The organism is Halobacteriovorax sp. YZS-3-1 (assembly GCF_047084945.1).
GTDB classification, from domain to species: Bacteria; Bdellovibrionota; Bacteriovoracia; order Bacteriovoracales; family Bacteriovoracaceae; genus Halobacteriovorax_A; species Halobacteriovorax_A vibrionivorans.
Genome location: NZ_JBKIYI010000001.1, coordinates 1365380 through 1387010 on the forward strand (window position 1 = coordinate 1365380; position 21631 = coordinate 1387010).

At 36.3% G+C, this 21631-nt stretch carries 16 protein-coding genes; 7 read left to right on the plus strand and 9 right to left on the minus strand.

The genetic code is table 11. The features are described from left to right. Positions 1-93 precede the first annotated feature (93 nt). Positions 94-1281, plus strand: a complete 1188-nt coding sequence (locus ACMAZI_RS06595) for a hypothetical protein (RefSeq protein ID WP_412473519.1) — start codon at positions 94-96, stop codon at positions 1279-1281. Between the two features lie 43 nt (positions 1282-1324). On the opposite strand, the gene ACMAZI_RS06600 is transcribed toward ACMAZI_RS06595, so the two are convergent. The 8 genes from ACMAZI_RS06600 to ACMAZI_RS06635 are packed head-to-tail and all read right to left on the minus strand — an operon-like array spanning position 1325 to position 8295. After that, positions 1325-2815 (minus strand): aldehyde dehydrogenase family protein, encoded by a 1491-nt coding sequence (locus tag ACMAZI_RS06600; RefSeq protein WP_120405046.1) that lies wholly within the window; start codon positions 2813-2815, stop codon positions 1325-1327. A gap of 9 nt (positions 2816-2824) precedes the next feature. Continuing rightward, complete coding sequence (locus tag ACMAZI_RS06605) at positions 2825-4036, minus strand: thiolase family protein (RefSeq protein ID WP_115363423.1); 1212 nt, start codon at positions 4034-4036, stop codon at positions 2825-2827. Further along, the gene (locus ACMAZI_RS06610; RefSeq protein WP_412473518.1) at positions 4033-4695 is read right to left on the minus strand and encodes a 3-hydroxyacyl-CoA dehydrogenase family protein; all 663 of its coding nucleotides are present in this window, start codon (positions 4693-4695) and stop codon (positions 4033-4035) included. The genes ACMAZI_RS06605 and ACMAZI_RS06610 overlap by 4 nt, the downstream gene beginning before the upstream one ends. Then, the gene (locus tag ACMAZI_RS06615; protein WP_412473517.1) at positions 4688-5551 is read right to left on the minus strand and encodes a 3-hydroxyacyl-CoA dehydrogenase NAD-binding domain-containing protein; all 864 of its coding nucleotides are present in this window, start codon (positions 5549-5551) and stop codon (positions 4688-4690) included. Before ACMAZI_RS06615 ends, ACMAZI_RS06610 begins: the two co-directional genes overlap by 8 nt. Before the next feature lie 6 nt (positions 5552-5557). Next, positions 5558-6370, minus strand: a complete 813-nt coding sequence (locus ACMAZI_RS06620; protein WP_412473516.1) for a Phenylacetic acid catabolic protein — start codon at positions 6368-6370, stop codon at positions 5558-5560. Positions 6371-6398: 28 nt separating this feature from the next. Then, positions 6399-7187, minus strand: a complete 789-nt coding sequence (locus ACMAZI_RS06625; RefSeq protein WP_115363414.1) for an enoyl-CoA hydratase/isomerase family protein — start codon at positions 7185-7187, stop codon at positions 6399-6401. Between the two features lie 2 nt (positions 7188-7189). Then, complete coding sequence (locus ACMAZI_RS06630) at positions 7190-7969, minus strand: enoyl-CoA hydratase-related protein (RefSeq protein WP_120405044.1); 780 nt, start codon at positions 7967-7969, stop codon at positions 7190-7192. Positions 7970-7983: 14 nt separating this feature from the next. Then, on the minus strand, positions 7984-8295 hold the full coding sequence (locus ACMAZI_RS06635) for an EthD family reductase (protein WP_115363410.1): 312 nt from the start codon (positions 8293-8295) through the stop codon (positions 7984-7986). Positions 8296-8580: 285 nt separating this feature from the next. Here ACMAZI_RS06635 and ACMAZI_RS06640 point away from each other — a divergent pair, with 285 nt between their 5' ends. Continuing rightward, on the plus strand, positions 8581-8946 hold the full coding sequence (locus tag ACMAZI_RS06640) for a hypothetical protein (protein WP_120405043.1): 366 nt from the start codon (positions 8581-8583) through the stop codon (positions 8944-8946). 7 nt (positions 8947-8953) lie between these two features. Here the strand turns inward: ACMAZI_RS06640 and hppD are convergent, their stop codons facing one another. After that, positions 8954-10027 (minus strand): 4-hydroxyphenylpyruvate dioxygenase, encoded by a 1074-nt coding sequence (hppD, locus tag ACMAZI_RS06645; protein WP_158536916.1) that lies wholly within the window; start codon positions 10025-10027, stop codon positions 8954-8956. A 102-nt stretch (positions 10028-10129) separates the two neighbouring features. Here hppD and ACMAZI_RS06650 point away from each other — a divergent pair, with 102 nt between their 5' ends. From ACMAZI_RS06650 to ACMAZI_RS06670, 5 genes are all read left to right on the plus strand, one after another. Continuing rightward, on the plus strand, positions 10130-10645 hold the full coding sequence (locus ACMAZI_RS06650) for an energy transducer TonB (protein ID WP_412473515.1): 516 nt from the start codon (positions 10130-10132) through the stop codon (positions 10643-10645). 83 nt (positions 10646-10728) lie between these two features. Next, positions 10729-14157, plus strand: coding sequence for a thiamine pyrophosphate-dependent enzyme (locus ACMAZI_RS06655; RefSeq protein WP_412473514.1), 3429 nt, complete (start codon positions 10729-10731; stop codon positions 14155-14157). Then, positions 14154-15491 carry an NUDIX domain-containing protein gene (locus ACMAZI_RS06660; protein ID WP_412473513.1) on the plus strand — a complete coding sequence of 446 codons (1338 nt, stop codon included), beginning with the start codon at positions 14154-14156 and terminating at the stop codon, positions 15489-15491. The genes ACMAZI_RS06655 and ACMAZI_RS06660 overlap by 4 nt, the downstream gene beginning before the upstream one ends. A gap of 256 nt (positions 15492-15747) precedes the next feature. Then, positions 15748-18618 (plus strand): hypothetical protein, encoded by a 2871-nt coding sequence (locus ACMAZI_RS06665; protein WP_412473512.1) that lies wholly within the window; start codon positions 15748-15750, stop codon positions 18616-18618. A gap of 320 nt (positions 18619-18938) precedes the next feature. Beyond that, positions 18939-21512 carry a hypothetical protein gene (locus ACMAZI_RS06670; RefSeq protein WP_412473511.1) on the plus strand — a complete coding sequence of 858 codons (2574 nt, stop codon included), beginning with the start codon at positions 18939-18941 and terminating at the stop codon, positions 21510-21512. Positions 21513-21631 lie beyond the last annotated feature (119 nt).

Genomic DNA, 21631 nt, shown 5'->3' on the forward strand with positions numbered 1-21631 from the left:
GAGTCGAGGATTCTTGAATAATTTACAATACTATATTTGATAAGAACTATTATGCTATTACGTAGTGTTAAATAAAGTTTTTGGAGAGAGACTTTGCTTAAGAACGCAACACTTGTATTGGCCCTTGTTTTTCTAGTGATCTCATGTGGAGCTCCTAAAGGCGAGAGTCAATCAAAACCAAATATTCAAAAACAAGAATCGAGGCTAGAGGCTTCGACGAAAGTTAATTTCACTTGCTTTGAAGATGGCCAGTGTTCGGACTCGTTCGTACTCTCTATTAATAGCGCATCTGACTTTCCTCTATATTGTACAGGGTATCTAGCAAATAAGAACCATATGATTGTACCAAGTCACTGTCTTGCTAAGGCGAGTTGTGAGCAGATTGCTGCAAAGACTATCTCTGGTGAGATCCTTAAGTGTAAGAGCATTGAAGATCACAATACGAAAATTGATAAGAAGAAAACATTTAACGGTGAATTCTCAGTTGTAGAGTTAACTCCTTCTTTAGAAGGTGAGCTTACACCAGTATCAGATAGTAAGATGAGAGACTTTCATTATTATCAGCTTTGGTATGTTAGAAAGAATCTTGGAAACTCAGGTTATCAGCTTCGACGTATGAGATACAATTGTCGTAAGACGACCGATAATGTCATTTTCCCTGGAAATAATTATGATTCTTCAGTTGTAGCAATGAAGAATTGTAACTTAAAGAATGAGGCAATGGGGGCAGCTGTTGTGGATACTCGCTCAGGTGAAGTCCTAGGCTTAGTTCACGATGCTATTTCAGAAGATAAGACTTATCGTCGATTTATGCATGGAAGGCGTGGAACATCATTGACCTTGGCAACTCCTATTAATTGTATTCTTAAGGAGTTCAATATGGAGACAAAGTCATATGATGACTCTCTAAAATATTGCAACCGTCCTGTTTACCGTCCTGGTACTGAAAACTTCTCAAAACAATTAAAATCTCTTTTCACTTTTTCTTCAACACGTTCAATTAAAAATGTATTTACTAGACTTACAAGTGATGAACTTACAGGTGAAGTGAAGCGAGAGTTCTTTGCAATGGAATATGAAGTATTACCTTATCGATATCCAAGAGTTAAGGTATGTCGTTTTAACCCATATTTAGATCGTAATTATGAAGTATATGGTGGTGATTATACTTTGGGTTGTTATGATGAAAAACTAAATGTTGTCTATAAAGAAACCCAAATGGAGAATTCATTTTCTATTTACGATGACTTTGGAAACCTTGCTATTAAAGTACATTATTAATAAAAAAAAAGAGCGCTTTAAGCGCTCTTTTTTATTTTAGATTTTAAAATATAGCATCAAGCCACATTTTTCCTTCACGAGTATTGCAATCAGACTCCCAAAGGTGTTTCACTTCAAGGTAGGCCTTGATTCCTTCTTCACCCATTTCACGTCCAATCCCTGATTGCTTGTAGCCACCAAATGGCATTCCTGGATTGAGTAGGTGATACTCATTAATCCACACGGTACCAGCTTCAATCTCTTTTGCTATCTTAAGTGCACGGTCTTCATTCTTAGACCATACTGCTCCAGCAAGTCCGTAGATTGAGTTATTTGCCATGTTGATTGCATCATCTTCAGTTTTAAACTTTGTAATTCCAACAACTGGCCCAAAGATCTCTTCATGCCAGATTGTATTGTCTGGAGTGATCTCAAATGCCGTTGGCTTAATGTAGAAACCTTTATCAAGACCATTCTCTAGTTCTTGCTCTCCACCGTAGATAAGCTTGGCACCTTCTTCTTTTGTTTTATTGATATAGTTCATCACACTATCAAATTGCTTTTTACTTACAACTGGCCCAAGCCCCGTTGTTTTTTCTTGTGTTGGCCCTAGTGGAACCTGAGCAATTCTTTCTTTAAACTTTGTCATAAATTCATCATAGATCCCTTCTTGAACAAGAAGGCGAGTACCAGAAGTACATGCTTGTCCAGAGTGATAGAGAAATGCGTAAAGTGCCGCATCCACAGCAATATCAAGATCAGCATCATCAAGGATGATATTTGGAGACTTCCCACCAAGCTCTAGTGTCGCATTTTTTACTTCATTAGCAGCTTGCTTTAGGATCTCTCTTCCAATCTCAGTTGAACCAGTAAAGGCAACTTTTGAGATATCTTTGTGATTTACTAAGAATGCACCTTCTTTTGCTCCACCAGTCACGATATTAACAACACCTTTAGGAACACCTGCATCGATCAAAACTTCAGCAAGCATCATTGCTGTCATTGGCGTTTCAACAGCTGACTTTAAAACTGTTGTACAACCTGTCGCTAGAATCGGTCCGATTTTCCATGCGGCCATTTGTAGCGGAAGATTCCATGGGATAATTTGAGCACAAACACCAATTGGCTCAAAACGGCGAGTGTTCTTAGAGAATCCGGCACGAGTTGCTTTCTCATCAACTTCTTCAAATTTAAATCCTGCAGTAACCTTACTCATGATCTTAAAGAAGCTTGCACTATTATGGATATCTGCAGCGGCCTTTCTAAAGGTTGAACCACTATCTTTAATTTCTGCAGCGATGAAATCACGCTTTCTTTCTTTGATAAGTTCTGAAACCTTAAGAAGGATCTCTGAACGTTTTACCTGATCCATATCGCGCCATTCTTTGCTGTAGAATGCTGTTTTTGCTGATTGTACAGCTTCTTCTAAGTCCTGAGTGGAAGGGATATGTACCTTTGATACAAGCTCCCCATTTGATGGGTCTATTGAGTCCACCATTTCACCACTTGAAGAAGGTCTAATTTCACCATTGATATATAATTTTACTTCATCCATACTTTTCTCCTATTTACAGTTTTCTACGCTTAGTGAGACTCCTTGACCGACACCAACACACATTGAAGCCAAGCCTTGTTTAAGACTCGCATTATCTTTCATGATATGAGTTAGTGTTGTCACAATTCTTGCCCCAGAACATCCAAGAGGATGGCCTAGTGAGATTGCTCCACCACGTAAGTTTATTTTTGATTCATCAAGGCCAAGCTCTCTAATACAACCAAGTGATTGAGATGCGAATGCCTCATTTAATTCCACAACATCAAAGTCTGAAACTTTCTTGCCAAACTTATCCATTAGCCTCTTTGTCGCTTCAACTGGGCCTAGTCCCATAATATTTGGGTGAATTCCTCGAACACCGGCCCCTGTTAATTTAACAAGTGGTGTAAGATTATGTCTTCTTAAGAAGTCTTCACTTACTAGTGCAACACAAGCAGCGCCATCATTCATCATTGAAGAGTTTCCGGCCGTTACACTTCCATCTTTTTTAAAGACAGCACGAAGGCCAGAGAGAGCTTCCATCGTTGTTGATGGCCTTGGTCCCTCATCTTTAGATACTGTTAATGTTTCTTTTCTAAGCGCAATTTCAACTGGTAGAACTTCATCGTTAAAGTCTCCATTCTCCCATGCCTTACAAGCTTTTTGATGTGAGGCAAGAGCGAAGGCATCTTGATCTTCTCGAGAGATTCCAAGTTTTGCTACAACTTCTTCTGCTGTTTGACCCATTCCAAGAAGTGGAAACATCTCTTCCATTTTCTTATTTGGAAAACGCCAACCAAAAGTCGTATCAAACATTTTTGAGTCTCTACCAAATGGTGTTGATCCTTTTGAAATAACTAAAGGTGCACGAGTCATACTCTCAGCTCCACCAATTAGGAGGCAATCGGCCATTCCAAGATTAATTCGTGACCAACCGTCAATAATTGCATCTAGTGAAGATGCACATAGGCGGTTTAATGTTACACCTGGTACTTCGTAGGGAAGTCCTGCCAGAAGTGCTGACATTCGTGCTACATTTCGATTATCTTCACCTGCCTGATTTGCACAGCCGACTATGACATCATCAATTTCTTTCATATCAAAGTCGAAATTTTGTGAAAAATCTTTGAAAAGATTGGCCAGCATATCATCGACTCTTAAGTGAGATAAGCTTCCTCCAAGTTTTCCAATAGGGGTACGTTTTGCATAAACGATATATGCATCTTTATATTGTATTGTCATAAATTCATCCTAAGTAAGCGGGAAGGTCGATATCTAGTATCACCAGTAACTTCCCTTAGTTCTTCAAGAAGCATGATTACTTTTTCTACTCCAATCTTTTCACACCATTCAAAAGGTCCATGAGGATAATTAACTCCATAGCACATGGCCTTATCGATATCTGCTTGAGTTGCTAGATTCTCTTCTTTAGCAAAGAAGGCCTCATTGATTATCTGTGAAATAACACGTGGGTAAGTAAATCCAATTCCTACATGATTGACGATTTCAAGATCATATCCCAAGTCTTTGAAGACTTTAAAAGTTGTCTCTTCATACTCATTATCTTTTTGATAAAGTTCAAAGCATTTTTTTGGAGAATAGAATGCTGAAGCAACAGCTCCTACAACATTCTCATATTGTGTTATGAGGTATTCACCCCAATTTATTGTTAAGTCTGAAATAATTGGGCCATCATAAACATTATCTAAATGTTCGTAGAGGTCCATTTTAGAATTTCGATCAAAACAAGTTAGATCAATGATTAAAGATGTCTCATCAAAGTCAACGCCATCGAGGGTGTTGATATTGAATGGATCAACAGTAATAGAAGGGTAGTCACATCCGTGAACACTTTTAAGAAGAGGGTGATTGTCACTTATTAATATAGTTACCTTATTCATAACGATAAAATCCTTCTTTTACTTTGCGTCCAATACGTCCACTATCAACCATTTCTCTTTGAATCTTATGTGGTCTAAAACGAGGTTCATAGTAATATGATGCCCAAACAGATTGGGTAACATCATAGTTTACATCAATTCCTATTAGATCCATTAATTCAAATGGTCCCATTCTAAAGCCACCCACATTCTTCATTACGCGATCAATCTCTTCTACTTGATCCTTGTCGTAATTCTCTAGACGGTGAAATGATTCACCGTAAAAGTTTCGGGCCACACGATTAACAATAAAACCAGGTGAGTCTTTGCAAAGGGCCGGTTTCTTTCCGTATCTTTCAAACCAATCATAAAGTCCGTGAGCAATATCTTTCTTACTCCAAGGAGTTTCAATAATTTCTACTAGCTTCATAATCGTAGCTGGATTGAAGAAGTGTAGTCCTAAGAAGTTTTCTCTTCTTGTCTTTGATAAGTCCTTGGCCATCTTAGTTATTGGAATTGAAGAAGTATTAGAAGCAAAGATAGTGCTTTCTTTCATGACCTCATCAAGTCGGTTAAAGACTTGGCATTTGATATTTAAGTTTTCAACGATGGCCTCAATCACAAGATCGTGATCTATTTGGTGTTCCATCATATCTACGATTCTAAGGTTCTTTTTAAAGGCCTTAATCTCATCCGCATCAAATTTTGCTTTGGAATGTAGTTTATCCCATGAGCTATGAATTAGATCGCCGCTTGCTTGGGCCATTTCTAAATGTTGGTCGACCAGTTCAACTCTTACACCGTGTTGACAGAACCATTGAGCGATTCCTCGCCCCATGGTTCCTGCACCAATAACTAAAACACTATTGATATTCATATAAGCTTATTGCCTTTGAGGCTGTTCTTCTTCCTTATACTCAGGAAGAACTAGACCAGCTTCTTTACATAATTTTTCTACTTCATCGACAAAAACGTCGCGAACAACAGCATTTGTTCTCTTTTTAAGACCTAACTTAACGTAGAGATCATTTGAGCGTCCCTTAGTTGAACCAAATACATTCATAACTCTTGGCCACCATACGTTTAATCTTTCTTGAAGGAATTCTTTGTTATCACCTTCAGATAGAATCTTGATCCACTTGTCACCGTGTGCAAGGTGCATGATCTCTTCTTTATAGATTCCTTCAATTCCTTTTTTCCACGGTAGGTAGCTTGAATCAAGAGTATCTTCTAGTTGGTGACCTGCCGCTCTATCCATTAAGAAGTTAAATAGAATAAAGTCTTCCCAGTAATTAATACCGTAGTAGAAGATATTAACTCGGTAATCTTTTTTCATTCTTTGAAAACCTATCTGAGCTAGATCTTCTTCCATTTTAAAACCTAGTTCTGATTCTTGAATGTGAGTATCAACATCTTCACCTAGACCTTTAAGTAGACGGTAGCAAACTGAAGCGTGTCTCATTTCATCTTTTACAATTTGAGCAACAACAACCTTTTCTTGCATTGTTGGAGCTTTTTCAATCCATGGAGCATAACCAAGAGCACCTGAATACTCAGAATCATGTTGCATCCAAAGTAGATTTCTTAACGCTTTCTTATATAGGGGAGGAAGTTCATCACCCTTATCAAATTTCTTTCCATTTTTAATGTCTTCAAAAAGTTGAAGTTCTTCTTGAGTGTATTCTCTTGCTGCCATATGGCCTCCTTATTATTAATTCGTCTTTTTATTTACCTAAAAATTTTGCTTGTCTCTTTTCAAAGAAGGCATTTAATCCTTCTTTATAATCTTCACTATTTCCTAGAAATCTTTGATAAGAAGTTTCTCGATCCATTGATTCTTGAAATGTTGAGTCTGTGGCCACTTTAATATTCTCTTTAATCGCTTTTAGCGATAAAGGGGCCATGGCATTAATTTGATCGGCCCACTTCTTAGCATCTTCAAATGCTTCTTCACTAACCTTATTGATTAGACCAGCTCTCTCCATTTCTTCTGAAAGTAGTGGTTGATTGAAGAGGAAGAATTCCATGGCCTTCTTTTGACCTAAAGCTCTTGTAAATGTGAACGTTGATCCTGCATCTGGACAAAGACCTAGTTTTGAAAATCCAGAGACAAATTTGATACCTGGTTTTGCAATAACAAGATCACAAGCTAAGGCCACAGATACACCCGCACCAGCAACAACACCTTCAATTGCTGCAATAACGAGTTTTTTAGAGTTAGAAATTGCATTTACAAGTGGATTCCATTCTGTTTCTAAGGTAACACCTAAATCAACAGGCTTTTCTCCTGCTTGAACAGTTCGATCATTTAAGTCTTGTCCTGTACAGAAGCCTTTTCCTTTCGATGCTAGAATGAGACATCCAACCTCATCGTCTCTATTTAGAGTTCTTATGGCCTGAATGATTTCTAACTTTGCTTCCTTAGAGAGAGCGCCATAAACTTCTTCACGATCAATAGTGATAATTCCAGTAAATGACTTCTTTTCTACTATAATGTTTTTATATTCACTCATGATTAATTACCTTTATATTCTGGGTCGCGTTTTTCTAAGAATGCTCGCATACCTTCTTTTTGATCACTACTTGAAAAAGTAAGATAGAAGTTACGTCGTTCAAAGTCGACACCGTCACTTAGGCTCATTTCAAAGGCCTTGTTAACAGACTCTTTTATAAGCTTAATTGCAACAGGGGCCTTGTTTGCGATATTCTTTGCTGTCTCATATGTTTCTTGCATTAGTGTCGTACTAGGTACAACTTTGGCAACGAGTCCCCAGTCAAGTGCTTGCTTGGCCTCAATCATCTCTCCAGTCATTGCAAGCATCATGGCCTTTGATTTTCCAATGGCGCGAGTAAGGCGTTGAGTTCCACCAGCTCCTGGAGTTGTCCCAATCTTAATTTCTGGTTGGCCAAATTTTGCGCTGTCACCGGCAATGATAAAGTCACAATGCATGGCCAATTCACATCCACCACCAAGAGCGTAACCATTTACGGCCGCAATAATTGGCTTTGTAATTTGAGCGAGTTGTTGCCATGAGCGGAAGCGATTATCATTGATTTGATCAATTGGTGTTGCTTCAACCATTTGTGCAATGTCTGCTCCAGCAGCAAAAGCTCGATCGTTACCTGTTAGAATAATGACTCTGACTTCAGGGTTGTCATCCAGTTCAAAAAGCTTGTCTACTAACTCTCGCATTAAGTCTGTAGAGAGCGCATTTAGAACTTTTGGGCGATTAAGTTTCACAAGGGCAATATGCTTGTGATCGTTATATGGAAATTCACATAAAATATTACTCATTGAGTTTTCCTTAATTAAAGTGAGATCACTTCTTCTTTAGCAAAGTGAACAGAAACAATTTCCTTTGCGAAATTGAATAAGTCTTTTCCACAGGCCATATTCTCTTCTGAGCTCATTCCTGTTTTAAAGTCATCTTTATTTTCAAATACCAATTCTGCAATAACATGAAGGTCACTTGCTCCACGTGGTGTACCTGTAATGCGATTGAGACGGATTTCTTTGAGGCTTGGAACTTTCTTAACTAGGGGAGTATGAACTTCTGAGTAGTGCTTTTCCCAAGCATCAATATCATTTGGTATTTTATAAATAGCGATTAACTTATACATAAGCGTCCTTTCTTCATGAGTGTCAAAATTTTAGTTAATTAAAGCAATATTGTAGGAATAGAAGACCCTTTTTGAATAGGCTTGTTGAGTCATTTCTTGACGTGTTTTCAATGATTTAGACAGTAGAATAATTAGATATTAGGATAAACTAATATCAGCTATGAGATTTTTATAACGCACGGTGAAATTTGTTCAAAATAACCCCTTGCGTTGTTGATTTCGTTTATATTCTTCACAGTTAATAAATTTTGAAACAAATGATTATGCCTTAGGGCGGAGTAAAATATGAAAAACTTAATGAGAGCAATATTCGCAATTTTTCTTGTTAAAGCAGCACTAGCAACTTGTGTTGCACCTAGAGATCTACAAGTTTATGTAGTTGAGTCATTCCTTCCATTTCACAACACTCACGTTGTTGTTAGTATGGATCGTGAAGATTTAATTATTTCAAAAGATGTTGTTTGTACTAATTTTGAATTTGATTGTGCAGACAAGTCTGATTACGAAGTTTTAGAAAGCTTTGTTCAGGAACTAATCCAGATTCGTAAGGTTGCTTATGAGTCTTGGCAAGATATAACAGTAGACAAGAAATGCTTTGTTCCTACATCAGTAAGAAAGCAAAGCATTTCAGATTGTCTTAAAAGAATTTAATTATTTCTTAGTCCAGGTATCCTCTTGCGATTTGATCCCTTTCAATAGCATCAAAGAGGGCTTGGAAGTTTCCTTCACCAAATCCATTGTGATTCTTTCTTTGAATAAATTCAAAAAATAGTGGGCCAACGTAAGTTTGAGTAAAGTTTTGGATGAGGTAGCCTTCCTCATCACCATCTACAAGTAGTTGACGATCTTCAAGCTCACTTAGATCTTCAGTTACAGTGAAGTTTCTTTTTGGAATATCTTCATAGTATGTATGAGGAATATCTAGGAACTTAATATCTCTTTGTCTTAAATCTTTTACAGTTGAAAGAATATCACCACAAGTTAGAGCAATGTGCTGAACGCCTGCTCCTTTATGTAGATCGAGGAACTCTTGAATTTGGTCTTTTCCACCAGCTTCTTTTGGCTCGTTAATTGGTATAATCACTTCACCTTTAGGTAGCTGGACAACTTCTGAGTTAAGCCCTGTTTTTGATCCTTTGATGTCAAAATAACGAGTTACCTTAAATCCATAAACACGGTCATAGAATTCAACCCATTTCTTCATTTCACCCTTTGGAACATTATTTGTTAGGTGATCAATTCTGGCCACTCTTGAAGCAAGAGGCTGGGCCTTTGGGTCTTCTTCTAGTTTTTTGAAGTCTGGACGAAAGTAAGCTTTTGGTCTTTCTATAAATTCATTGGCGACATCTCCGAAGCCCTTGATTCTGGCACTCTTATAAACACCGTGTTCACTTTCTGTTGTGATTACTTCTTGTAAGGATTCAGCACCACGCTCAAGAGCTGTCTTGTATGCATATTCACAATCTTCAACTAAGAAAGAAATTGTCGAAACACCTTCACCATGAGCATTTAAATACTCTCTTGCGTGTCCAGACTCGTTTGCTGTTAAAAGGAAGCGAACTTGGCCTTGAGAGAACAGCTCCTTCTTTTCTTCTTGGTTTTCATATGTTTTAGAAAAACCAAAAGTATAGAATAGGTCCTTAGTCTTAGTTTCTAGTGAGTCACATGTGAACTCGAGGTGATCAATTGCTAAAACCCCTAATGGATTTTCTGGAGAGATTTTTGAACTCATAAAACTTTCCTTGCTGTATAATTTAATATTGTTGATTCTCTTAATATGGAGCAGATAGTAACGATTTTTCCCATATGGTGCAAGATGCATTATGATAGGCCTATGAAACATCGATTTTGGTTCTTCTTTTTTGCAATAAGTCTTTTGGTGCATGCTGTTATTTTCTTCACAAATCTACGTGAAGGTAGAAAGCTAATGCAGCGAGAGCGTATGGGGATTGATATTCAGATTAAGGCCCACTCAATAAAAAAAGAAGATTTTAAGGAACCTGTAGAAAAAGATAAACAAAATCAAAAGAAAATTGTCGAAGAAAAGTTATATAAGAAATCTCAAAAGAGACAACAAGAAGTGGTTACAGCTAAGACTTTTGATAATCAAATTCTACAATTTGTTGCTCCTTTATACCCTCGAAGTGCAAGACGTATTGGCGCAAGTGGCATTGTAGAGGTCCTGATAAAGGTTAATCCAAGTGGGAAGGTCGAGTCAGTAGAGCTTGTTAAAGGTGCCAGTTATGACGCATTTAATACTGCTGTTTTAAAAGTGGCATCTAACTGGAAGTTTAAGCCTCAGAAGCTTACCACGACATTTAAGAAGAAGATTGTGTTTACAATCGATTAAAAATTATAAAAAGTGACGCGCTGGTACGTCAAAAAACACGATTAAATCACTATACTCATTTCTCAATTAAATTTAGAGGACATATGGCAGAATATCGAATTCTTAACGGGAATGAATTAATCATTCAAGGTGCACTTGAAGCAGGTTTTAATCTATATACTGGTTATCCAGGATCACCTTTAGCAGATTACTTTAATATCTTATATAAGAAGAAAAATGAGATGCATGAAAAAGGTATTCGTGTAGTTATTGCTAACTCTGAAGCAAATGCAGCGGCCATGGCAAGTGGTGTAAAGCAAGCAGGTCGAGACTGTTTAGTTGCAATGAAGTCTATGGGGCTTCATGTGGCAAGTGATGCTCTTAGTGTTGGTAATTTTGCTAATCCTGCTAAACCAGAAATAATAGATGGCCGTGAAATTTATCCAGCAACTGTCATTTGTGTTGGTGATGACCCATGGTCAATGTCAACTTCAACAGCTGCTGATTCAAGATATTTATTTAAGCATCTACATATGTCATTTCTTGAACCTTCAAATCCAACAGAGTTGAAGGATTGGATCGCCAAAGCAAAAGAGATCTCATCAAAAACGAGTCTCTATCAAGGACTTCTATTAAGCACATTCTTAGCTGAAGGTGGAGGACGAGTTGAGTGTTTTGAGGAAGCAAAGATTGATGGTGAGTTAATTGACGTTGATCCTTCAACATTTGATCTTCAAAAAAACGTTATGGTTCCACCAAACTCTCTATTTGCAGATATTTCTATGATCAAAGAACGCTTTCCAAAAGTGAAAGAAGTTCTAAAAGAAATGAAACTTGATGCAAGGTTTGGAAATGAGAATTCAAAAATTGGATTTATCTCAAGCGGTGTTATTTTTGAAACCCTGAAGCAGTGCTTAGAAGAAGGGGATTATCTAGAACACTTCTCTTTATATAAAGTCGCTTCTTCTTTTCCTCTTGTGGATGATTTATTAATTCCTTATTTAAAGGGATTAAAAAAACTTGTTGTGGTGGAAGAAAAACGAGGATTCTTAGAAGGTGAAGTACGATCGCTTTGTCAAAAACACGGTATTGAAATTGAGATCTTAGGTAAGGAGTTTGGCGAAAATGAAGGCTTTCCTGCTTATGGAGGTTTAAGCTTCGAAATCATCAGTGAGAAACTAGAGGCACTTAAGGACTTTCTTGAAATTGGGCAATGTAAAAGCCTAGCATTTGAAGAACGTAACTTTGGTGAAATCTTACCTAAGAGACTTCCTACTTTTTGTCCAGGATGTCCACATAGAGAAACTCTCTCATTATTAAAAGACTTACGTCGCTGGCTAAAGGCTCAAGATATTGATCTCATTACTCACGGTGATGTTGGTTGTTATTCTTTATCATTTCTACCGCCGTTTGGAGAAATGCATAATCTTTCGGCCATGGGACAAGGTGGTGCCCTCGGTGCTGGTATGGACTTATTTACTAAGAATCCATCAGTAGTCCTTATGGGAGATTCGACTTTCTTCCATTCTGGGATAACAGATATTTCAAATTCAGTACAAGCTGATCACGATATAACTTATATACTTCTTGATAATGACAATACAGCAATGACAGGGCACCAGATGACCCCTGCATCACAAATTAATGTAGAAGGTAGCAAGAGACCTAAGCAGGATATGCTTAATATTGTACAAAATTTAGGAGTAAAGACTGCTAAAGAAGTTCATCCAAGTGATCGTTATTTTTACAAGAATCTCATGCGAGATTTTGTGACACAAAAAGGTGTTAAGGTCATTATTTCTAATAAAGAGTGTTCTCTTACATATCAGGCCAAGGTTAGGGCCAGTGAAAGAAATACGATGAAAAATAGTGGAGTATTAAAAGAGAAGACTTTCTATCAAATTAATACTTCTGCATGTGAAGATTGTCGTGTTTGTATTGAAGAAACAGGATGTCCTGGACTGACACAAGTATTTGATGCCTATGGAACAAAGATGGGAATTGACCCTACAATTTGTGTAGCAGATAGCTATTGTACTAAGTTTAAGGTCTGTCCAAGTTTTGAGAAAGTAACAGTTAAAAACTTTCATCCTACAAAGTATCGTCCAAGTGACTTTTCACATTTAGATTTTGATTTAAAAGATGTTGAGACAAAGAAAACTTTTGACGATATTGCTCAAGGTGATACTTGGCGTATGGTCGTCACAGGAGTCGGTGGATCAGGAATTACAACCATATCTAAAATTATTGCAAACGCAAGTATTAAGATGGCAGGCCGTGACGATCTGGACTTCAAGTTCATGGATCAAAAGGGTCTTGCTCAAAGAAATGGTAATGTGACGGGTCATATGTCGATTTGTCATAAAACTAAGTCAATGGGGGCCGTAACTCCTCGAGGAGCTTCTGATGTACTTTTAAGTCCAGACCTACTTGATGGAATTGGACAATTAGGCTTCCTTCATAGTGAAAACGGAGTTGCTGTTTTTGATGACTCTTATCAAGTTCCACTCTCTATTATGTTAGATAAAGGACTATCTGAAGAAAGTCTTACAAAACAAAAACTTATTGAGAAAGTTAAGTCTCGTAATGATGAGAGAATCATTATGGTTCCGCTTAAGAAGTGGTGTAATCTATTCTTTGGAAAAGCTGTCTATGCATCGAGTATGATTTTAGGCTACGCCTATCAATTGGGACTTGTTCCATTCAGTGATCAAGACTTATTAGACGCTCTTGGAAACTCAATTAAGAAAAGTGAAGTCGATAATAATATTGCAGCTTTTAGACTTGGACAAGAAATGGCATCTCTAGGTGTCGAAGAGTTTGAAAGAAAGCATAATGATTTAAAAGTTAAAGAAGAGACAACTCTAAACTTAGCTATTGAGTCTTTAAAAGATTCTCTTCTTCCATGGCATAATACAAATTATTTTATTTCTAAGTTTAAAGAAAACTTAGATAAAGCGATTGTTGATATTCCTTGGATGAAAAAAAGACATCTAATACAAATTCTACATGATCAATTTATTTATAATAGAGGAAAGGATACAACTGAATTTATATCAGGAGCTCGTGCCATCAGCACTATTGTAAGTGAAGAGAACCGTGTCTTAGCAACTCAAGTTCTAGCAAAGACATATTTTGTAAAAGATGAAGTTATGGTAGCTCACTTAATGCTTTCTCCTTTCTTAAAACAAATGGAAGACAAGACTTATGGTGCACTTGGTACAGGTATTGTAAAACAACGAATTAATCGTCCTTCATTTGATATTTTAAATAAGAAAATTGAATTTGATATCTCACCAAAAAATTGGCAATTAAAATTAATGCGACACTTTAGGGTTCTTAGAACTCTTCTTCCATCATGGCATCATAAGGAAAGAGCAATAGCTAAAACAACACGTAACTTCTTATTTAATGGCCTACAAAAGGTCGATAATGAGTATCATGCTTTAAAGTTACTTGATAATATTAAAGGTTATCGTGATGTACGTTATGAAAAAGCGAAAAATGCATTTAATGAATTGGGAATAAATTGAAACAGTCAGTATCAGCTATATTTATATGCGGTGAAAAAGTTCTCTTTATGAAGAGACAAAATTATCTAAGGGCCTTTCCTGGGTATACCTCTTTTCCTGGTGGTAAAGTTGATAAAGAAGATATTTCAGAAGGCGGGGATAATTATCTTGAATACGCTCTAAAAAGAGAAATCAAAGAAGAGTTAAATATTGACCTAGATGATCTCCAAGTATCTGGGCATATTATTGATATCGCAAAATATTCACTGGCCGTAACACCTGACTTTAACCCACATCGCTTTGAAAATTATTACTTTAAGATCTTTATAAAAGATGAAGCCCATCTTGATGATATTAAATTTGAATTCGATCAAGGTGAAATTGCATATACGAAATGGTTTAATTGCCACGAAGCTTTTGAATCATACAAACAAGGGCAAATGCTTGTTGTCCCTCCAATGATTACAATTTTAGAAGACCTAGATCGAGATATAGCAAGCCTTGATTTTTTAGATGCAAATCTAAAGTATGATTCAAAAAAGTGTGTTCCTATGATTGAGCCTCTCTTTGGTTTACGTCAATATATGCCACTTTCTAATACATTTCCTCCAGCAAATCGCACAAATTGTTTTGTTCTTGGTGATGACGGGCACAAGAAAATTATCATCGATCCTTCTCCTAAAAATAGTGATGAATATGAAAAACTTCTTAACTCTATTGGTGAACATGACATTTCAGAAGTCTTTCTAACTCATCATCATCCTGATCATCATGAATACAGCAGAAGACTGGCAAAAGAGCTCGGTATTTCATTTTCAATGTCTAAAGGAACTTATGATCATCTATTAGAAGACTTCGATAAAGATTACTTCAACGAGTTTGATGTTAAGTTTTATCAAGATGGTGATATCGTTGTTAAGTCTTGTGGGGTGGATGTGAAGTTGATTACAACTGGCGGTCATGCTTTTGGGCAAAGTTCTCTATACCGAGTCGATGGTGCTTGGATGATCGTTTCAGATCTTATCCAAACTGTTGGTACCGTAACAATTGGTGGCAAGGGCTCTTGTATGAGAGAGTACTTTCAATCCTTACAAAATGTTATCGATATAGATCCTCAAGTTATTATGCCTTCTCATGGTATTTGTCTTGGTGGAACTCTTAAGATAAAGAAGACACTTGAGCATCGTTTAGAAAGAGAAGAGCAAGTAAGGAAATGTGTTAGTGAAGGCAAGGAAATCGAAGAGATTTTTAACGAAATCTACCCTGATTTACCAGAGCGTCTTAAGTCATATGCCATGGCAACAATTACTTCTCATCTGGAAAAGCTAAGGGACTTTGGCCCTGGAATTTGCTAATTGTGTCTATTTATTGGCAGAAAATAATGTCCAAATTTTGATGACTATTTCTTAGACTCATTATCGAAACTCAATAATTTTAAAGTGTTATTGGGCATAAAAAAATTATCTTTAAGATAATGGCCTGAATTCATTTATTCCACCTCAATTTCAAGTGAAAATAATAGTAGGGAGAAACTTACTGTAGTGATCAGTTACTCAAGAAATCTTAATAAATAACCGATAAATTAAGAAGAGTTATATTGTGAGGAAGGAAATGAGAGCTTTAAATTCAATATTGATTTTGATCTTTGCCACTCAGACAACATTTGCGAATGATATTCGTTTAGATTCGTCTCAAGTCGTGCAAGCATCTCCAGCCAGTCTTGATGGTGCTGCGGGGAATATTTCACTAGAAGCTAGCGCCTCTCGAGCTCAGCAGGGGATGATTGAATATAAAGCTCAAGAGTACAATGCTATGAGTGAATTTGATAAGCCAGATAACTCAATCCTTGCAATTACTGAATTTAGTGAATCAGGATCAGTTGACCAGTACTTAATGAGTCCTGCATATAATACTGATCTTTCTTATAGTAGAGATATAAAACTAGAATATAATAATGAGCCTAAAATAAATATCTATAGTCCAAAGTTTAATTTTAATTATCGATTCGATGACGATTCATCGCAGCCGTGTGGTTCTTTAGATGGATTTTCTTCTAATGAAAGTATATTTAAGAGCTTTTTAAGCTTTGGAAGTGATTACCAAGTCTTTTCATCTGTATGTAAGGATTATCTTGAAGAGTTTGATTCTTCAGAGGGTCTGACAACTAAATTAAATTCTCAAAGCTATTGTGGCTGTGTAGGTGACTTAGCATCAGAAGAAAGTCACGCAGATTTATCAGATGATGATGTTTTAAATGATTTCCAAAAAAGCTTTTATCAAAATATTATTGCTAATCGAGTAACTGACTTTCTTCAAACATTGAGAAAGAATGCACACCGATATCAGGATTTAGATAGAGCTGAAGATCTTTACGATTTTGAAGCAGGTGACTTTGGATGTACTGAAGAAGATATTGATTCGATGGCCAAAGAGCTAAATCAGTGTTTTGAGGGGCCTGCAGCTGCTCTAATTGATGAGAAGAATGGATTAAAAGATGAATTTCTATTCTTAAATAGTAAGGCCAATAATAGAATTTCTCAAATCTTTAAGAAAGCAAATGAAGAAATTAAAGATTTAAGAGAAGACCATATTGGTCAAGGTTCTAGTCGTAATAGAAAATTTATGAGAGATGGTGGCGATGATGAGCGTGTTAAACGAGCAAGTCAAAAATTCTCTGATTTAATAATTGTGGGCTTTGCTAAAAATAATGATGGCACAGGAAGATTTCCTGATGAGTACTTAGGTCAAGTAAGAGACTTCTTAAATAAGAACCCTCTTTTAAGACAAGAATTCCAGGCTCACAAGCAGCGTTATGTGGACATGTACAATGTTAAAAAGCGCACCGATCTGAGAAGTCAAGGGATTGCTATGTCTCCTGTTGAGAAAACAATTTATGATATATCTGATGAACATGAAAAGCACTTTGCTGGTATGTTTGCTCAACTTTTATTCGATAAAACGATGATGAGTTTGGGGAACAGACCTGAGTTTAAGAACAATACAAATTATAAAAATGACATCATTGAAGGCATCACTCAAGGAAACCCTGAAACATTTGCAAGTATAAGAACTTCGATGGCAGACTATTTAGCGTCTAGTTATGAGGAAAATATGGGCTCTTGTTCTCAAAAGATACAAAAGCTAAAAGAGTCTTGTGATCCTGCTAATGCAAAACAAGTAATGACAAATGTTAGTGCTCAAGAGTTTATCGATGCAAATAGTGAATTAGATAATGATTCAAGTGTTAAAAATTCTAAACTATATTGTGAAGTACTAAATCGTGAATTAATTGATACGACAGTAGCAAACTCTAGAGCTGGAGAGGTTGAAACATTAACACCACAGCAAGTTTACGCTGAAGTTAAAGAATCAGAAAAACAAAAAGTTTTCTCAGATAGTCCAGACTCTACAGATACTGCTTCTGGAACAGAAACAATTGTTAATACAACAGGACGTGGAGATCAGATCCTTGATAATAGTGGACCAGAAATCGATGATGCTGTTGCAACTTCAACGAGTACTCAAACCACTACTACTGAAGAAAACTACAATTTCTCGGAGGCAGCGAACTTATTAGATAATATGAACTCGTCTAATAATATACCAGATTCAAACGTGATAGATGGTAATACAATGCAAGCTATTGTATCAAATCCAAATACATCAGTTGAAGAGATTGAGTCAGTTAAAGATCGTATTGAAAGAGAAGCTCAAAATATTGAAGAAGAGTTAGAAAAGAGTGAAGAGTCAGTATCTGCTGCTCAAGTTGATGAAAATAACGCTCTTAAAAAAGAGTTAGATGCCCTTAGGGCACAGATCTCTGAGTTAAACTCTGCAATTGCAAGTCGTGATAAGAAATCAGAAGAAGAAAACGAAGATAATCTAAACGAAGAGGAAAAAGTTGTAGAAAAACCTCAGCCAACTTCAAATAACTTTGCTGGTTTCGGATCGGGGAATAATGTACGTAGAGACAATGCTTTTGCTCCACAACAAGCGAGCCGTGCCACAACTGGTAGTGCCGCTGTTCCAACAGCTCCGGCAGCGACATCATCATCTTCATTCTCTTCGGCCGGACAAGGACTTTCTGCAATAAATAAATTAGGTGCAACCGGAGGCCTAGGATTATCTGGAAACTCTGGATCTTCTAGAGCTGTTAGCGGTACTGTTTCTAATTCAAATATAGCTAAAAGCGATCAAAGACTTGTTGCAGAGGCAATATCAAATGGAAGCACTAGCGTTGTTCTAACAGATGGACGCGTATACTATATTGGTCAAGATGAAGAAGGAAACGTTATTTTATCTGAGACTGCCGAAGAGGTGATGGCCGGTGTAATGGGGCCAGAACAAGAGGGGCCACAATTACCAAAGCCTAAGGCAGAAGATGGGCCTAAGCGAGAAATTGCATCAGAAAAAGATGAGGCAGCAGCACAAGAAGAAAGTATTTATTCTAAATTTTTAGATGCTGCAGAAATATCAGAGTAGTAAACACTTAATATATTTATAATATATAAAGGCCATCTTAGGATGGCCTTTTTTTATATTTATTTTAAACATATTCCACACTTTATTGGCGCAAAGAGTTTTTATTCATTAAATGCCATTTATTTTTTATTTCATCTTTGTAAATCAAATTTTAGGTACTTATGTATTAAAGAAGTTTTCTCTGTAAACTATATATGTAGCTATAGTCGTTCTTTGAGATAATGAAATCCTTGAGACGACCTCTATCAATAGATTTTGGTCACTTTAGGAATCAGTTGAACTATCCGATGGATAAAACAGATCAAGTATCTAGGAATAAAATGAAATTTAAAACGACTATTATTACTCTATTCTTTTTTCAACAATCAGTTTACTCAGCTTCCTCTAGTTTATTTGCTTTAACAACACAAGGGGGAAGTCTTAATAGTCGTGATCTTCAACAGCAGATTGAACATTATCAAAATGTATTTGATCACTCGAGAAGATCTCAATCAATAGACTACAGTAATCCTACCAGCAGTATGAGTGAACTCCCTCAGTCAGTATTATCAAAGTCAATATTTTCAAATAGTGGGGACTGTTTTGGAAGTGTTGTTCCACAACAGACACCATTGAATGTTGTGACTGACTTAGAAGATGATCTCAAAGATCGAGCCTATGCCTGTCGCTATGATCTGTATAGTTTTGATACTGAAAAACCTAGCGAAAAAAAGATTAATGTCGATCAATATTGTAGTTGTGTTGATAAAGTCGCAGCAACTTCTCCTGAGAAGTTTGTTATACCTGATAATTCTTTTGAAGCCTTTAAGAGTAAGTCCTATAACAGTATTATGGCAAATAGAGTTTATGACCTTTTTAATTTAATAGAGTCCAATGCCTTTAGTTTTAATAAATACAAGGAACAATATCATATCAATAATGGAGCTTCTCCAGACTTTTCTTGTACAGAATCAGATATTGATAAAATAAGTGAAAAAATTAAGGGATGCTTTAATGCAGATATTAAAAATGCCTTAGATGAAAAATTTGAATTATCATTTAGTGCAAAAGGTTCTAGTGAAGGTGATGGCAATCTAAAAGATGCAAAGAATCGCTTAACACATATTTTTGATAATGCTACTGACAGAGTAAATGAGTTTTACGGTAGTGATAATAGGATAGTATCAGATTCTTCACAAATTATTGATCTTGTATATAACGAATTTAATAAAGAAAGTCATGGTGTTGATAAATTTAGCGATGAGTATCTTGGAAGAGTTAAAAAGTTTATTGAATCGAACGAACTATTTCGACACGAATATTATGGCCATCGTCAAAAGGCGATTGCTGAAGCGGATGAAGATAATCGTATTCGCTATTACCAAACAAGAGGTAATGAAGGTACATTGAATTATAAAGAACGTATTTTTTCGACAAAAGATGAAAATGATTTCATCATAAGTTATTTAACAACTCTAAATATTAATTTCCTTAAAAATGTAGTGAATAATTTCGATGATCTTGAAGAGGTTTCAAATTTTCTAAATGATCTCGATAAGTCAGAAGACTTGACTGTAAAAAGAAAGGCCAACTCAATTTTTTGGAAAACAATTCATAACTCCAATAAAGAACTTGTTGATGAGTGTAAAGATAGAATTGAAGCACTAGAATATGCCTGTAACCCAGCTAATACAGATGAGGTAATGGAAGGTATTACCGCCGTGGAATTTTCTAAGTCCAATGAAAACTTTGGTGGGCAAGATATCTTTTCTGCTAAGTACTATTGTGGTTCAGTCGGAACAGCAATTGATACAAAAGTTGCTTCTAGTTATGGTAAAGTCTATCGTTCCACGGCCGATACAAGTACAATTTTTAACGATATAAAAACATCTTATTCAAATGAAATTGCAAGCTTTAGTGAATCTGGAACAAAGAATAAATCGTCATTAGTTGACTCTTCATTTACAACAAATAAACAACCTATTTCTGAAGAAATTACAGATAATACTTTTGATCAAAGTGCTGAGTATTTATCTAAAAACTTGGAACAAAGAGAAAACTTACCAAATCAAATGGATGGGCAAAATCTAGCATCATCTATAGTTCAAAATAATTCTATTAAATCGTCTCGTGATGAAACTTACTCCGATAATAAAGATGAGATTAATGATGTTATAATTGATCAGGATGAGAAAATCACGAGTGATTCTTCTGATCAATTAAGAGATACCGAAAATAGTCTAAGAAAGCAGATTTCTGAATTACAAAATCAAGTCGCTGAATTTACAAAAAATGTTAATAATAGAGAAAAATCGCAACGTGACAAGCCTTCGAATACAAAGAAAGCTGCTACTGCTTCAAATGAATTAGAGAATCCATTTAATAGAAGCTCTAATAATATTAGTAGAGGCAGTGGAGCAATAATTCCTTCTGTATCTAATATTGCCCCAGGTCCAGCCACTGCTTCTAGTAGGTCAGCTTCTTCTGGAAGTTTCTCATCTTCAACCTCATCTGGAACTGCATCTGGAACTTCATCTATCGTTAATAATGGAGGAATGAAGCTCGTAGCAAATTCAAATAATGCCCAAACAATTAAACTCGATGATAATGTCATCAATTCTCAAGATAGAAAGTTAGTAAAAGAAGCGCTTCAAAGCGGAAGTAATATCGTTGTATTGGCAAATGGTGTTACTTATTTCATTGAGCATGATGAAAACGGAAATGTAATCCTGTCTGAGTCTTCTGAAGAACTGGAGGCCATAGCATTTAGTTCATTTGTTGGCCCGCGTCTTCCGATGCAAGCTAATGAGATCAAGCAAGTGGCCGGTCGCAGTATTGCGTCTGAAGTTATTGAAAAAACAGATGAGGATAGTATTTATATGAAGTTTCTTAACGCTGCTGAGGCCATAGAGTAATAATAAAGACCTTCCTTACATCTGCTTGGGTTTTGCGATGCATCATAACGTGCCTTGCCTTGTCAAAATCTATGATAAATAGATAAAATTGCTCAGTTTTATTACAAATATTAGAGGCA